Here is a 14,423-nt window from a genome sequence, read left to right as displayed (position 1 = left end):
ACCTACCGTCGGACCGTCGGACGGGCAGACAGACCGACGGCCCGGCCCGCACCTACGACCGGACTTCGCCGCGACGCCGTGCTCGACCGCCTGTCGTCCGACCGGACCGTACGGTCGCCCGCTGACCCGGTCCGTCCGCCGCGCCCGCCCACGAACGGCCGCGATTGGAACCCGCGATGCCGGGCATCCGCCGACCATGAACGCCATCGGGTCCGCCACGACGCGAGACGCCCTGACCGACCCCCTGGATCTGGACGCCCTGGCGGAGTGGGTGGGCATTCCGTCCGTGTCGTCCGACGCGGAGCGCGCGGGTGACGTACGGCGGTCCGCCCACTGGCTGGCGGACACCCTGCGCGACATCGGCTTCCCCCGCGCCGAGGTGTGGGAGACGGACGGTCTGCCGGCGGTGTACGGCTGTCTGCCGGCCGCCGATCCCGACGCCCCCGTCCTGCTGGTCTACAGCCACCACGACGTCCATGCCGCCGATCCCGCCGAGTGGCGGGTGACGGCGCCGTTCTCCCCGCTCCGGCGTGACGGACGTCTGTACGGGCGGGGGGTGTCGGACGCCAAGGCGCAGATCATGGCCCACCTGTGGGCCGTGCGCGCCCACCTCGCCGACCGGGCCGCCCCGGCGGTGACCGTGAAGTACCTGATCGAGGGAGAGGAGGAGATCGGCTCCGTCCACATGGCCGACCTGCTCTCCGAGCACGCCGACGCACTGTCCGCCGACGTCGTCATGGTGTCCGACACCATGCTGTGGTCCCTACGGGAACCGACCGTCTGCGCCACGGTCCGCGGCTCGGTCACCGCGACCCTCACCGTCCGCGGCGCCGAGCGGAACCTGCACAGCGGAGCGGTGTCGGGCGCCGCCGCCAACGCGGCGCTCGAACTGTGCCGGCTGCTCGGTCTGCTCACCGACGACTCCGGCCGGATCACGCTCCCGGGCTTCTACGACGCGGTGGCCGGCCCCGGCCCGGAACTGCGCCGGTCGCTGGACTCCCTGCCGTTCGAGCTGCCGAGGTGGCTCGCCGACACCGGCACCTTCCGGGCCGAGGGGGAGGACGGCTTCACCGCGCCGGAGCGGTTGTGGACCCGCCCCGCCGTGGAGGTCGCCCGTCTCACGGCCGGCCGCACCGACACGCCGTCCCTCGGTCTCATCCCCGCCGAGGCGAGCGCGGACCTGCTGCTCAGGCTCGTCCCCGACCAGCGGGCCGACGAGGTCGCCGACCAGCTGCGCGCCTGGCTGGCCGCACACCGCGGGCCGGGCTTCGACCACGACCTGGAGATCTCCTCCACCATCTCGGACCCCTACCGCACGCCGGAGGACCATCCCGCGCTCGCCGCTCTCGTCCGGGCCGTCGGCCGCGCCTACGGCTCACCCGCCCGCCTGATCGGCAACGGCGGCGCCGCGCCCGCCGCGCAGCTCGCCCGTGCGTGCGACGCACCGGTGCTGTTCTTCGGCACCGGCCTTCCCGGCGACGGCTGGCACGGCCCGGACGAGCGGGTCGAGATCGAGGCCCTCCGCCTCGGCGTGCGTACGCTCGCCGCGTTCCTGGAGGAACTGCCCGCCCGCCTGGCGGACCCGCCGGCCGGCAGGGCGAAAGGGCCGGCCCGCCCCCGGTGACGCCCGGCTCAGCGGGCGGTGGCCCACGAGGACCGCAGCAGCTCCTCGTAGCGGGCCACCGCGGCATGGTCGGGGGCGATCACCGCGTACCGCCACGTCAGCCCGTCCGGCGGCGGCCCGGCGTACAGGACGACGCCTTCTGCGCGCGAGACGTCGTAGCCGATCCCGGTGGTGCTCAGCCGCTCCACGGCCGCGTCGAAGCAGAGCACCTCCGGCGCCCGCAGCCGGCCCGTCGCCCAGGCCGGCTCGCCCGCACCGGACCGGGCGGCGAGGCGGGCCACCATGGCTTGGGGCGTGGTCGTGGCCGTACGCCGTACGTTGCTCTCCCCGGCGAACACCTCGCCGTCGGCCGACACCATCGCGTCGATGCTGAACGGCCCGGCGTACCCGTGGTCCGCGAGGAAGCCGCCCAGCGCACGCCCCCACGCCTCCAGCACCGGCCCGGTCCCGGCCGCGCCGTCCGGCAGCGGTGACAGATAGCCCGTGAAGCAGCCCGCCACGGTGCGCATCTCACCGCTGAACAGCGCCCTCGATCCCCCGGGGCCGGTCTCCATCTGGACGCTCACCGAGCGGGCGACGTCGATCCGTTCCTCGACGATCCACAGCCCCTCGGGCCCGCCGACCGTGGCGAGATCGGCTCCGGTCCACGGCTGTGCCGCCGCCGTGAGGAAGCTCAGACCGTGCCCGCCCGCGGACCGGTCGGGCTTGACCACGACCCGCCCGTGCGACGCGAGCAGTTCGGCCACGGCGCCGGCCACCTCGGTGCGGCGGCAGACCCGGCCGTCGGGCAGCCGCATGCCGAGCCCGAGGGCGGCGTGCCGAAATCCGGCCTTGGTGTTGAGGCGCCTGGTGGGCTCGAGCGCGGCTTCGGCCCGGTCCGCCGAGGCGTACGGCGCGACCGGGACGCCGAGTCCCCGGGCGAGGCCGACCGCCGCGCCGTCGAGGGCCGTCGGGAGGACCGCGCTCACGGAGCGGCCGCCGAGCGCCGCGCGCACGGCCTCCACGGCCGTACGGTGCGGAGCCGGCCGGTCGGCCGCGGCGAACGCCTCCGGCAGGGTGAGCACGCCGACCGAGTCGGGGCAGACGCCGATCAGCGCACAGGAGTACATGAGGAACGCCTTGTCGACCGGCACCGGCGTCACCAGCACGTCACCGGCCCGCAGCAGCCACGCCTCCCGCGGCGCCTGTTCCGCCCAGGCGCCCAGCACGTCGTGCTCGTCCAGGTCCACCGCGAGATCGGACACCAGATTCGCGTAGAGAACCCGGGACCCGGTCCGCGCAGGGCGGGACTCGAGCGCTTCGCCGTCCACCGTCACCTCCCGTTCCCCCGGTCTTCTTGCCTGTCCCCGTCACGGTCCCTGTCCGCGTACCCGCCCCTCGTTCCTGCCCCGTTCCTCTTCCCCCATTCTGCGGCGGACGGCGTCTGGCGCCCGGTCCGCGGCCGCCCTCCGTGTGACGGCCCCGGCGCGGCGCGAGGCCGGCCGCCTGCCTACCTCCCGCGCGGGTCCCGTGCCGGCCCGGCCGCCTTCGCCTGCTGACGGGACGTCAACAGGGCGAGCACTCCGACCAGGACGAGACCGGGCGCGCCGGAGACCGGGTAGAGGACCAGGAGCGGTACGCCGATCGCGAGCAGGTACCAGCCCAGCTGTGCGGGGAGGCGGCCGGTGTCGCGGACGAGGCGCCGGCTGAGGGTGCCGAGGGCCAGCAGGCCGAACCCGGCGAGGAGGAACCACAGCTCGTAGGCGCGCCGCGGCTCGCCGGGAGCGGTGTTCCACAGCCCTTCCCGGGCCATGTCGTCGAAGGTGGTGGAGGCCAGCACGAACACCGCGAAGTGTGCCGCGGCCAGGGCCATGACGAGCCGGGGAATCCACTTGGCCACCGGGTTCTCCTTCCTGGGCGGGTGCCGTACGAGACCTCCCGGACCTCGTTCCGTACACCCCTGTATGGACGGACCGTACAGTACTGTATGGCGATGGCACGAAAGCAACTGGCGCCCGAGGACTGGTCGACGGCGGCGCTGCGGGCAATGGCACGCGGCGGCGTGGCCGCGGTCTCGGTCAACGCCCTCGCGAGCGAGCTCGAAGCGACCCGGGGCAGCTTCTACTGGCATTTCAAGGACCGCGACGCGCTGCTGACGGCCGCGCTCGAACTGTGGGAACGCCAGAACACCGCGAGCCTCATCGCCGAGCTGAACGGCGTCACCGACCCGCGCCGACGCCTGCGGACCCTGTTCTCCACCGCCCTGGGGCCACAGGAGATCGCCGGTCTGGAGCCCGCGATCGTCGCCCACGCCGGCCACCCGGCCGTCGCACCCGTCCTGCGCCGGGTCACCGACCGCCGGATCGCCTACCTCACCGAGCTCTACGCCGACCTGGGACTGGAGCCCTTGCCGGCCCGCCGGCAGGCGGTCGTCGCGTACGCGGCGTACCTCGGCTGGGTGGAACTGCGCCGCGCCGCCGTCGACGTCCTTCCCGAGGTCGCCGGCACGGGTGATGCGGCCGCCGCCGCGCTCGAACACCTCCTCGCGGAACTGGAGAGGCCGGGCGTACGGGACTGAGGCGACGGGTCCGGCTCCGGCGCGCCGCACCGGACGCGGGGGAGCGCGGGCCCGGCAGAGCGACGCGGGAAAGGGAAGGGCGGCGTCCGAGGACGGCGGGCGGGCTGCCGCTCGGCGCCCCCGGCGTCGCACACCCTCCGCGCCGAAACGCGCACACCCTCCGCGCCGCCGAAAAAAGCGCGCATGGCTCCCGCGTCCGGGGGCAGACGGACGTCGAGCGTCTGGGACCGCTCAGCCGCCGCCTGTGGCTTCCCCCTCCACAGCGCCGGCGGGGTGTGACCGGCCCGCACCCGGGGCGGGTGCGGGCCGGTCAACAGTGCGCCGCGGCGTCACCCCTGCCGGGGTTCCCCGCACCGCGTTCAGCGCTCACGTCTCCGAGCGAAGCCATGACCGTACGGCCGCCCCGCCCCGCCCTGGCGCGCGGCCGCGCTCACGACTTTCCGGACGCGGTCTCGTCGGAGGTCGGGGCCGCCCTTCGTCTGCGGTACACCACCAGCGCGCAGGCCGCGAGGAGGAGGACGGCCACGGCGGAGACCCCGAGGGCCGTCCGCTCGGCGAAGAGCCTCGCCAGCACTTCCAGCACGCCGATCCCCGCGGTCGCGTAGATCAGCGCCCAGGCCGCTCCGCCCACGAACAGGGCGGGAAGGTAGCGCCGCAACGGCATGCGCATGCTGCCCGCCAGGAAGTTGGCGGCGGTCTGGAAACCGATGGTCAGGAAGGAGACGGCCACCACCGGCGCGCCCCACCGCTGGATCGCCCGCTCGGCACGCAGGAACTTCGCCGAGGAGATCCGTCCGGCGAACCGGCTGCGCCGGGCACCGGCGCCCGCGAGCCATCCGACGGCGAACGTCCCTCCGGCGCGGAGCAGCACGATGACGTACAGGGCCCCGGCCGTGAGCGCGATCTTATCCACGACGCCTCGCCCCGGGCTCCGAGCCGGTCCGCGCGTCCCCCGTCACCCGCACGGGATTCCCGCCCCACCGGGCGCACGACGCGCACAGGCCCTGGTCACCCTCGTTCACCCGCGCCCTGCCTCTGCCCGTTCCGTCCTTCGGGTCCCGGCCTGCGGCACAGGAATCCGAACCTGCACGCCCGCATGCCAGGCAAGGCCAGCCTAACCGAACCCGGATACGGCGGATACGGGGCACCGGGCTCCGGAGAGCGTCGCCTCCAGCCCGCCGCCGACAGAGGCCTCCCGGCCCGGCGGTGTCAGCCTGCCGGGACCGGCTGCGTCAGGTTCACCGGGTTGCCGTCGGGGTCCTTGATGTGGGCGACACGCTGTCCCCACGGCATGTCGTTCGGGCCGCTGCTGACGGAGCCGCCCAGCGGCGCCACCCGGGCGAGCGTCGCCTCGACGTCCTCCACACCGATGCTCAGCAGGATCCGGGGAGGCGCCCCCTCGGCGCCCGGGTGCGCCCCGGACCCCGGGGCCGCGCCCGGTGCCGGGTCCGCCTTGGCCACCAGGCCGAGGTCGGTGTCACCGATGCGCAGGCCGAGGTAGAAGACCGGGCCTTCCTCCGGCACCCGGAAGACCTCCTCGGCGCCGAACAAGGCCGTGTAGAAGGAACGCAGGGCGTCGTGGTCGGCGGTGATGATGACCGGCTGGATGGTGGACATGGCACTCCTGTCGCCAACGGGCATGTCGGCGGGGTAGACCCCGCGAGGACGGTGAACTCATCGGTCACGCCGCCCTGTGGGGCGATCCCCTGCCATCCCGGCGTCAGCCCGTCCGTATCGGCGGCTCACCACGGTCTCCCGCTCGACCCGTGACAGCTTCTCGGGACTGCGTACGGCGTGGAGCCCGGTGATGAGGCCGTCGTCGATCCGCACCGCCAGGACCGTGTCGATCGCGCCGTCGAGCCGGAGAATCAGCGCCGGGTGACCGTTGACCTGCGCCGACCGCAACGAAGCCGAGGCGCCGAAGCGGGCGAGTCCGGCGACCGGGGGGGCTACCTCGGCGGCCCCGACGACGGGCGCCGCACGGCCTGGACGACTCCGCCACCGTCGCCCAGCAGGACGACGCCCGGCGCGAGGACGTCGAGCAGCCGTTGCAGATCACCGGTTCCGACCGCCCGCCGGAAGGCGTCGAACGCGTCGCGGGCCTCGGCCGCGGAGGCGCGCCCGCGCGGTCGGCGCGGTTCGGCGTCCTCACCCGCATGCGGGGAGGCTCCGACGACCCGGGCGTCTTCGCCGGCCTGACCGCCGGCCTGACGGACTGACCGACGGGCGTGACCGATCCGCGGGCACGAGGGGGTGCCGAGAGCCGAGCACCGCGCGCCGTGCGTCGCAGGACCTGGCCCCGGCTCCCCCCTGCCGGCACGTGCGGCGGTGCGGTCGCACGGCGGTCCGCGGCGGTCCGCGACGGTCCGCGGCGGGGAGATCACCGGTAGAAGCGCTGCCCGAGCCCATCGGGTCCTGTGCGCGCCGGGGTCTTCCCGCGCCGGGGGAGTGCCCGGCCCGTCAGGCGGCGGTGACCGGAGCCGCGTAGAGGACGAGGTTGTCGGCGTAGCGACCGGTGGCGGGGTCGTAGTCGCCGGAACAGGTGAGCAGGGCGAGGCGGGGTGCGCCGTCCGCGGAGAAGAGGTCGGCGGGAAGCTCGCCGCGGCCGTACGTACGGCGGGCCGTGACCCGGTAGGGGTGGCTGCGGCCGTCCGCCCCCGTCACGTCGACGCGGGCGCCGACGTCGAGGTTGTGCAGCTCGGCGAAGGCTCCCAGCCCGGCCTCGGTGTCGACGTGTCCGGCGAGCAGGACGGTCCCCCGGCCCGACCCGGGGGCCGCGCCCAGGGCCCACCAGCCGACGACGTCACCGTCCCGGGGCAGCGCGAGGTCTCCCTCGCGCGTGGCGGCGACGGGGCTGACCGTGGCCCGCAGCGGGTGCGGCCCGCCGACGGCGACGGCCACCGGAGGGGAGTACGGCGTCGTCCGTACGGCGGCGGGGGAGGCGGCGGGCAGGGTCCCCACGTCCCCGGGCGGCCGGGAGACGTCCAGGAGCACCCAGCCCGCCGCCGTCAGCACCGCGCCGGCGCCGAACACGGTCATCACGCCGACGCGGCGGGCCCGTGACACGTCCGGTCAGCTCCGGCCGGAGGCGCGGCGGCGCGCTCGTACGGTCCACCAGCCGGCGCCGGCCACGAGCAGGAGCCCGCTCCCGACCGCCGCCGTGCCGAGCACTTCACGGTCGTTGGTGAGGGCCGCGAGCTGCCCGCCGCTGCCCGCGTGGACGTTCTCGGGCGCCTTCGCGGCGTGACAGACTCCGCCGCGCACCATGTCCAGGTGCATCGCGACGACGGGTCGGGCGGACCTGGCCGCCGCGAAGACCTCGCTGTTGCGGCCGGTCTTGAGCTCCTGGTCGATCAGGGCGAGGGTCTTGGTGTGCGCGGCCTCCTGCCCGGCCAGCCAGCCCGCGTCGTACGCCGGCGTCCCGGACTTCGACCGCAGCGCCTCCAGCTTCCGCTCCTCCTCCGGCTCCGGCCCCGCCGGGAGGGACACGCCGAGCTTCTTGGCCAGCGCCGTCACGTCCGCGTCCAGCTTTCCGTGATCCCGCACGAGCACGCCCCCGACCGCCTTCACGCACGAGGTGGTCGCGTGCCGCTGGGCGTCCTGTCCGGCGGCGATCTCCGCGAGGTTGCCCTGGTGCGCCGCCTCGAGGAACATCCGGTCCTGATCGGTGAGCTCGGCGGCGACCGCCTGGGGCGCGCCGAAGAACGCCGTGGCGGCCACGAGCGCGGTGGCCGATATGACGCTGATCCGCATGGGAGTACTTCCTTCCGCCCGTGGACGCATCCACCGGGCACGACGAGCGGGCGCTCTCTAGCACCCACACGCCATGTCTCCCGGCCCGACACGCCGTCGCATCACGGAGAGTCCACCTCTCACTGCAAAGAGTGACGGGCGGCGGCCGAACGCCTCCCCGTGATGGCGGCCGGCGGGAGGCGTCCGTCCCGCACGCCGGGCGGGCGGCTGATCTTTTCGCGAGGCGGGGGCGTCACCCCCGCCGTCCTGGGCATACGGATGACCTGCGGACTTACCGGTTACGGGGTCCGGGCCCAGGGGCCGGGGACGGCCCGTGTCGTACAGGAGCTTTGATGCGCACCGTAGGAGTCGAAGAGGAACTGCTGCTCGTCAGCGCCACGACGGGCGAGCCGCTGGCGGTGTCGTCGGCGGTGCTGGCGGCCCAGGCCGTCAACGGGAACGGGGAGGAGCAGGACGCGTTCGAGAAGGAGCTGCATCAAGAGCAGGTGGAGTTCGCGACCCGTCCGTTGAGCGACATGCGCGAACTGCGCGAGGAGATCGTCCGCCTGCGCGGGATGGCGGGGCGGCACGCGTCCGAGGCGGGCGCCCGGGTCGCGGCGCTCGCGACCTCGCCGCTGCCGGTGGAGCCGTCACGGAACCTCGGCCCCCGCTACCGGTGGATGGCGGAGCAGTTCGCCCTCACCACGCAGGAGCAGCTCACCTGCGGTTGCCACGTCCACGTCTCCGTGGAGTCCGACGAGGAGGGCGTCGCCGTCCTGGACCGGATCCGGCCCTGGCTGTATCTGCTGAACGCCATCAGCGGGAACTCGCCCTTCTGGGACGGACAGGACAGCGGATACAGCAGCTACCGCAGCCGGGTCTGGAACCGCTGGCCGTCCGCCGGGCCCTACGAGCCGTTCGGCAGCGCCGAGGGCTACCACGAGCGGGTGCGCGACATGCTGGCCACCGGTGTCCTGCGCGACACGGGCATGATCTACTTCGACGCCCGGCTGTCCCAGAACTACCCGACCGTCGAGATCCGCGTCGCCGACGTCTGCCTGGAGGCGGACACCACCGTCCTTGTGGCGACCCTGGCCCGCGCGCTGGTGGAAACCGCCGCCCGCGCCTGGCGCGACGGCGAACCGCCCGCCCGGATCCCGGCCGGGCTCCTGCGCCTCGCGTCCTGGCGGGCCGGCCGCTCCGGCCTCCAGGGGCCCCTCCTCGACCCCCGCACCCTGCGCGAGACGCCCGCGGAAGCGGCCATGGAGGTACTGCTGGAACACACCGACGCGGCCCTGCGCGACTCCGGCGACCGGGACGGGGCCCACCGGGCGCTGGCTGCCCTGCTCGCCCGCGGCGGTGGAGCCCAGCGCCAGCGCGAGCTCCACGCCGGCGGGTGCGATCTGGGCGAGGTCGTGCGGGAGTGCGTGCGCATCACGGCCGGCGAAGCCGACTGACCGCCGGAGACGGACCCGTCAGACGGGCGACGCCGCCCGGCCGCGTCAGGACCGCGTCCGACCGCGTCCGCCGGACCGGCTCACCGCGTCGGTCCGCCGGACCGGTTCACCGCGTCGGTCCGGCGGATGCGCTCGGGCGGTTGCGCTCGGGCGGTTGCGCCCGTGTGCGTGCGGTCCCGCGCCTTCGGGAGCGGGAGCCGCCGACGGAGCCGGATCCGGCTCCTACGCCGCGATCCGGGTCAGTGTGGCGGCCAGCTGCCGCAACGCGTCCTCCGCGTCGGTGAGCTGTTCGGGCGTCGGATGCGTGGTGCCGAACGCCGGTGCCTGGCCCGCGGGCAGGGCCCGCCAGTGAAGGATGGGTGAGAGCGCCTCGATGCACGCGGCGAGGAACCACGCGAGACGGCCGTGGGTACGGGCCAGGGTGATCGCCAACGCGGCCAGGGCCTCGCGCAGGTGCGCCAGCCTCTCGATGTCGGGAAGGTCCTCCCCGTCCTGCCCGGCCCCGACCGCCTCGCGCAGTCCGGCGGCCGTTTCCAACGCCAGGGCCCGGTCGCCCGACGACGGATCCCACATCCGCTCCCTGACCTGCTGCTCCGCCTCTTCGACCAGCACTGCGATCGCCGACTGCACTCCCATGGACGTCACCATAGATCGATCACGGGTCGCCGTCTGTGCCCCGGAGGTGGTCAAAAACGCTTCTTCGGCGACCGGGGCACCCAAGCCGGTGCCGGGAAAGGGTCCTTGGCACTGCCCGCGAGCCGGCTCCGGTTGCGGGCCGACAGGCGTACGGGTCCCATAAGGGGTATTCGTGTGTCAGGTGATCGACCGTGGTGGACCCGTTTCCGCCCAGGCCGCCGGGAGGCAGGATGCGAGCACCGCGGTACGGGCCGGCGATCGGCGTGCTGGCGGTCCTCGCCGCGGTCAGTGCCTGCGGCACGCTCCCTGAGCGGCGTGACGAGGTGACGGCGGAAGTCACCCGTTTCGAGCAGGCCCTGCGGGCCGGACAGCACGAGCGCTTGTGCGCGGCCCTCGCGCCCGCCACCAGGGAAGAACTGGAGCAGTCGGCCGAGAGCCGCTGCGGGCAGGCGATCGGCCGGGCGATCGGGGAGCGGGAGCTTTCGGCGGCCGGCGCCGTACGGACCGTGGACGTGTACGGAGATCAGGCCCGGGTGGTGCTGGAGGGGGACACCCTCTTCCTGGCGCACTTCCCCACCGGCTGGAAGGTGACGGCCGCCGGGTGCCGGCCTCGCCCCCAGCGGCCGTACGCGTGCGAGATCAAGGGCGGGTGAGGGACCATGAGGACACTGTTCACCGTGACCCTGCTCATCATCTTCGGTGGTCTGGCGTACTTCATGACGCTGGGGGTGATGCACCGGTGAGCCCCGCACAGGAGACCGGCGGGAACGACCAGCGGTCCCCGCACCGCGCCCGGCGCTTCCTGCGGCACAACAGCCTGGGCCTGTTCTTCCTGACCACGTTCCTGCTCGCGCTGGTGGGCCAGGCCGTGGCGGGGCACGCGGAGTTCAACAACCAGCTCGTCAGCGACGGCATGAACCCCGTCGGCTTCGGCGCCTATGTGACGTCGTCGGACTTCGCGGTCGACGTCACGGAGAACTGGCAGTCGGAGTACCTGCAGTTCTTCCTGTACATCTTCGCGACCGTCTGGCTCGTGCAGCGGGGCTCGCCGGAGTCGAAGAAACCGGAGCAGGCCGGCACCGAGTCGGACGAGGACCAGAGGGTCGGGGAGTACGCCCGCGACGACTCCCCCCGCTGGGCCGCGCACAAGGACTGGCGCGGACTGGTCTTCTCCCGCTCGCTGGGACTGGTCATGGGCCTCGTCTTCGTGCTCTCCTGGCTCGCCCAGTCGGTCACCGGCGTCGCGGCCCACAACGAGGAGCAGCTGCGCCGTCTGGAAGCGCCCACCACGTGGGCGCACTACCTGTCCTCCGCGGAGTTCTGGAGCCGCACGCTGCAGAACTGGCAGTCCGAACTGCTGGCGGTCGCCTCGATGGCCATCCTCGCCATCTACCTCAGGCAACGCGGATCACCCGAGTCCAAGCCCGTCGGAGCGTCCCACTCCGCCACCGGCGTCGAAGGCTGAGCCACCTCGGGCCCGCGGCGGGGAAGAGGCGGGCACCCCCGTGGAAGAGTCCGTCCCGGCACTCCCGAGGCCCGGCGGACGAACCGTTCGAAGGAAGGCTTCTCCATGCGAGTGCGGGATTCCGTGGTCGTGATCACCGGCGCTTCCAGCGGCATCGGCCGGGCGACCGCCCTCGCGTTCGCCCGCAGAGGGTGCTCCGTGGTCATGGCGGCCCGGCGCGCCGAGGCACTGGAGACGGTCGGGCGGGAGTGCGGACGTCACCGTGGCGCACGAGCACTGGCCGTACCGACCGACGTCACGGACCCGGGCGCCGTCGACGACCTCGCCCGCCGTGCCGTGCAGCGCTTCGGCCGCATCGACGTCTGGGTCAACTGCGCGGCGTCACCCTCTTCGGGCCCTTCGAGGCGACCCCCTTGGAGGACTTCCGCAAGGTCCTGGACGTCAACGTCATGGGCTGTGTGCACGGAGCCCGCGCCGCCCTGCGGGTCATGCGCGAGCAGGGCAGCGGCACACTGGTCAACGTCTCGTCCGTCGTGGGCGTCGCCGGCCAGCCGTACACGCACGCCTACGGCATGTCCAAGCACGCCGTACGGGCGCTGAGCGCGAGCCTGCGCCAGGAGCTGCGGCTGGACAAGGCCAAGGGCATCCACGTGTGTACGGTGCTGCCGGCCACCATCGACACACCGCTGTTCGAGCACGCCGCGAACCACACGGGACGCAAGCCGCTTCCGATGCCCCCGTCTACAGCCCGGAGCGCGTGGCACGGGCGGTCGTGGACCTGGTCCGCGTGCCCCGCCGCGAGGCCGTGGCCGGGCCCATGGGCCGTTTCCTGGTGCTGGGGTCCCGCCTCGTGCCCGGGACGGTGGAGCGGACGATGTCCCGGCAGGTGGACAGGACCCATCTGTCACGAACGGAACCCGCCCCCGCAGGCCACGGCAACCTGTACGCGCCCGCGCCGGGCGCGGGCGCCACCCACGGCGGCTGGGGCGGACGCCGGCGCACCGCGATGCGCCGGCTGACCACGGCCACCGTGCTGGCATGCGTGGGCGTGAGGATCGCACGGCGGCTCCGCCCGCGACGGCAGGCCGGTCGCCTCGCGGTGGACGGCCGATGGACTGCGGACCCCCCGGTCGGGGCCGACGAGTACTCCCGACTGCCGTGAGGACCGCGCGTTCACGTGGGCGTCGGGGCGAGGTGACAAGAGAGGTGCTCACCGGATGGGTGACGAGCACAGCAGGCTGAGGGAGGAGTCCCTCAGCAGGGCGTTCGCCGGTGCCTCGCGCGTCGAGTGCGGTCCTGTGGACGTCGAGGCGGCCCGCCTGGCCTACCGGGAGGCGGGTTTCGACGTCACCGACGGGCTCGTGGAGTTCCTCGGGACGTACGGCGAGACGACGGTCTTCTGGCCGTCGCACGTGACCGGGGACGAGACGTCGCTGACGATCTCGGTCGCGGAGGCCGCGCAGGCGTTCGCGCCGAACGTGCGGCACTACGAGAAGCGCCTCGGGATGTCCGCCCTGCCGGTGGGCATCGCCTTCGAGACCGAGGAGGTGGTTCTCCTCGCGGAGAACGGTGACATCGTCCTCGGTGGTGACGCGGGAGTTCAGCGGGTCGCGCACGGGTTCGAGGACGCCGTGCGGGCCCTGATCTCGGGCCACTGGGACATGACGTTCTTCTAGGGCCCGTCGTGGAGGTGCCGGCCACCGGCATTCGCAACGCAGATGCACGGTTCGATCCGCTGGCACCAGGTGATCTGGCCGGCGGTGTTGGAGCGCGGGTACGACGGGCGGGTCGAACACGACGGGGTCACCCTGGTCTTCAACTGCGACGACCCTGGAACCGACCGGCGGATCGGGACCCACACGGTATGCGTCGACGTCCATGGGACCGGGGACTGGCGGGGCTACGCCGCCTGGCTGGCCGAGCAGGTCGGCCTGGCGGTCATCGGCCCCGTTCGGTGACGGCCGCGATCAGCACCGTCGCCAGGTCGACTCTCGCGGCGGCCGATGCCGGCCAGAAAGGCCCGTGCGCCGCACCGCGTCGCGGCCTGGCCGTCACCTCCGCCGGCCTCGGGCCGGGAGAACGCGGCCGCCCCAGTGCGTACCCTGCGAGCGTCCGGCCGTTTTCCAGGAAGAGCTGCGGATGACTGAGAACCCGTCTGTACCCGGTCCCCGCCGGGACCTGGCGATGCACAACGACTGGTGGGTGTCGGGCTGGGAGCACGTCCTGCCCCGCCAGGGCCTGCCCCTGGCCATGCTGATCGGGACCGCGAGCCACTCCGGCTTCACCGGATCTCTGGACGATCTGCTGCAGGAGATCTTCGGCGGTCACTGGGACATGATCGGCGGCGACCTGGACGGTGGGCTCACGTTCTCGTGGCCCGACGAGGAGTGGGACCACGAGGAGGCGCCGGAGGGCCGGGAGGCGTTCGAGGCGGAACGTCGGGAGAAGTTCGGCGCCATGCTGACGGCCGCCGGCTTCCCGGTGCCCAGGACGGTGCGGGAACTGTCCGAGCTCTACCTGACGTGGGGTCTGGCCGACCGTGAGGAGACGCCGGAGGGCACCCGGTGGTCGATGCCCGCCGTACTGCCGTTGCCCGGTGACCTGCTGCCGCTGGACGCCGACGTCGTCGAGCGGCTCGACAGGATCCGCTGGTCGCAGCGGACCGACCCGCTCGTCAACACCCTGGTCAACCACCTGGTCGACCATTGGGGTGAACCGGAGGAGGTCCTCACCTCGCTGGACCGGCTGGCCGCCGCCACCGGCATGGACGCCGACGACGTGCGCCTCGCCCTCGCGGAACTCGCGGAGTCCGGGGACGCCCGCGTGTACCGCGGCCAGGAGCCGGCCGACGCCGAACGTCTGGAGACGCACCGGCGCTTCCGCCTGGTCATGGACTGGGAGCACTTCTACGACGACCGGGTGCAGCTGACGCACGTCGTCGACGACGCGTGA

Annotated in this window: 16 protein-coding genes and 2 pseudogenes; 10 read left to right on the top strand and 8 right to left on the bottom strand. The window is 73.7% G+C overall.

Going from position 1 to position 14,423, the window contains the following annotated elements; translation table 11 throughout:
- The first annotated feature begins 196 nt into the window (after positions 1–196).
- Entirely contained in the window at positions 197–1,624 is a 1,428-nt protein-coding gene (locus tag ABD954_RS00645) for a M20/M25/M40 family metallo-hydrolase (protein WP_345483721.1), read from the top strand.
- Positions 1,625–1,632: 8 nt separating this feature from the next.
- On the opposite strand, the gene ABD954_RS00640 is transcribed toward ABD954_RS00645, so the two are convergent.
- A complete protein-coding gene (locus ABD954_RS00640) occupies positions 1,633–2,868 on the bottom strand; it encodes a preATP grasp domain-containing protein (protein WP_345483720.1) in 1,236 nt (411 codons plus the stop codon).
- Between the two features lie 245 nt (positions 2,869–3,113).
- The gene (locus ABD954_RS00635; RefSeq protein WP_345483719.1) at positions 3,114–3,503 is read right to left on the bottom strand and encodes a DUF6463 family protein; all 390 of its coding nucleotides are present in this window, start codon (positions 3,501–3,503) and stop codon (positions 3,114–3,116) included.
- A gap of 93 nt (positions 3,504–3,596) precedes the next feature.
- Between ABD954_RS00635 and ABD954_RS00630 the strand changes: the two genes are divergently transcribed.
- Complete coding sequence (locus ABD954_RS00630; protein ID WP_345483718.1) at positions 3,597–4,181, top strand: TetR/AcrR family transcriptional regulator; 585 nt, start codon at positions 3,597–3,599, stop codon at positions 4,179–4,181.
- Between the two features lie 430 nt (positions 4,182–4,611).
- On the opposite strand, the gene ABD954_RS00625 is transcribed toward ABD954_RS00630, so the two are convergent.
- The 5 genes and pseudogenes from ABD954_RS00625 to ABD954_RS00605 form a co-directional block, all read right to left on the bottom strand.
- Positions 4,612–5,094 carry a DedA family protein gene (locus tag ABD954_RS00625; RefSeq protein ID WP_345483717.1) on the bottom strand — a complete coding sequence of 161 codons (483 nt, stop codon included), beginning with the start codon at positions 5,092–5,094 and terminating at the stop codon, positions 4,612–4,614.
- Between the two features lie 296 nt (positions 5,095–5,390).
- Entirely contained in the window at positions 5,391–5,798 is a 408-nt protein-coding gene (locus ABD954_RS00620; protein WP_345483716.1) for a VOC family protein, read from the bottom strand.
- 120 nt (positions 5,799–5,918) lie between these two features.
- Positions 5,919–6,316, bottom strand: a pseudogene (locus ABD954_RS00615) (sigma-70 family RNA polymerase sigma factor family protein); the annotation flags it as partial.
- A 325-nt stretch (positions 6,317–6,641) separates the two neighbouring features.
- Positions 6,642–7,247: a class F sortase gene (locus ABD954_RS00610; protein WP_345483715.1), complete on the bottom strand. Its 606-nt coding sequence runs from the start codon at positions 7,245–7,247 to the stop codon at positions 6,642–6,644.
- A 6-nt stretch (positions 7,248–7,253) separates the two neighbouring features.
- Positions 7,254–7,934, bottom strand: coding sequence for a DUF4142 domain-containing protein (locus ABD954_RS00605; RefSeq protein ID WP_345483714.1), 681 nt, complete (start codon positions 7,932–7,934; stop codon positions 7,254–7,256).
- A 332-nt stretch (positions 7,935–8,266) separates the two neighbouring features.
- Between ABD954_RS00605 and ABD954_RS00600 the strand changes: the two genes are divergently transcribed.
- A complete protein-coding gene (locus ABD954_RS00600; RefSeq protein WP_345483713.1) occupies positions 8,267–9,370 on the top strand; it encodes a glutamate--cysteine ligase in 1,104 nt (367 codons plus the stop codon).
- A gap of 222 nt (positions 9,371–9,592) precedes the next feature.
- Here ABD954_RS00600 and ABD954_RS00595 read toward each other — a convergent pair whose 3' ends face one another.
- Positions 9,593–10,006, bottom strand: coding sequence for a hypothetical protein (locus ABD954_RS00595; RefSeq protein ID WP_345483712.1), 414 nt, complete (start codon positions 10,004–10,006; stop codon positions 9,593–9,595).
- A 230-nt stretch (positions 10,007–10,236) separates the two neighbouring features.
- Between ABD954_RS00595 and ABD954_RS00590 the strand changes: the two genes are divergently transcribed.
- From ABD954_RS00590 to ABD954_RS00555, 7 genes and pseudogenes are all read left to right on the top strand, one after another.
- The gene (locus ABD954_RS00590; protein WP_345483711.1) at positions 10,237–10,659 is read left to right on the top strand and encodes a hypothetical protein; all 423 of its coding nucleotides are present in this window, start codon (positions 10,237–10,239) and stop codon (positions 10,657–10,659) included.
- Between the two features lie 86 nt (positions 10,660–10,745).
- Positions 10,746–11,471, top strand: a complete 726-nt coding sequence (locus ABD954_RS00585; RefSeq protein ID WP_345483710.1) for a DUF6766 family protein — start codon at positions 10,746–10,748, stop codon at positions 11,469–11,471.
- Positions 11,472–11,576: 105 nt separating this feature from the next.
- Positions 11,577–12,118, top strand: a pseudogene (locus ABD954_RS00575) (SDR family NAD(P)-dependent oxidoreductase); the annotation flags it as partial.
- A 110-nt stretch (positions 12,119–12,228) separates the two neighbouring features.
- Positions 12,229–12,633, top strand: coding sequence for a hypothetical protein (locus ABD954_RS00570; protein ID WP_345492645.1), 405 nt, complete (start codon positions 12,229–12,231; stop codon positions 12,631–12,633).
- 55 nt (positions 12,634–12,688) lie between these two features.
- The gene (locus ABD954_RS00565) at positions 12,689–13,147 is read left to right on the top strand and encodes an SUKH-3 domain-containing protein (protein WP_345483709.1); all 459 of its coding nucleotides are present in this window, start codon (positions 12,689–12,691) and stop codon (positions 13,145–13,147) included.
- A gap of 42 nt (positions 13,148–13,189) precedes the next feature.
- Positions 13,190–13,429, top strand: coding sequence for a hypothetical protein (locus ABD954_RS00560; protein ID WP_345483708.1), 240 nt, complete (start codon positions 13,190–13,192; stop codon positions 13,427–13,429).
- Between the two features lie 181 nt (positions 13,430–13,610).
- Complete coding sequence (locus tag ABD954_RS00555) at positions 13,611–14,423, top strand: DUF6042 family protein (protein ID WP_345483707.1); 813 nt, start codon at positions 13,611–13,613, stop codon at positions 14,421–14,423.

The organism is Streptomyces roseoviridis, from assembly GCF_039535235.1.
Lineage (GTDB): Bacteria > Actinomycetota > Actinomycetes > Streptomycetales > Streptomycetaceae > Streptomyces > Streptomyces roseoviridis.
This window is presented reverse-complemented; position numbering and strand designations above follow the sequence as displayed.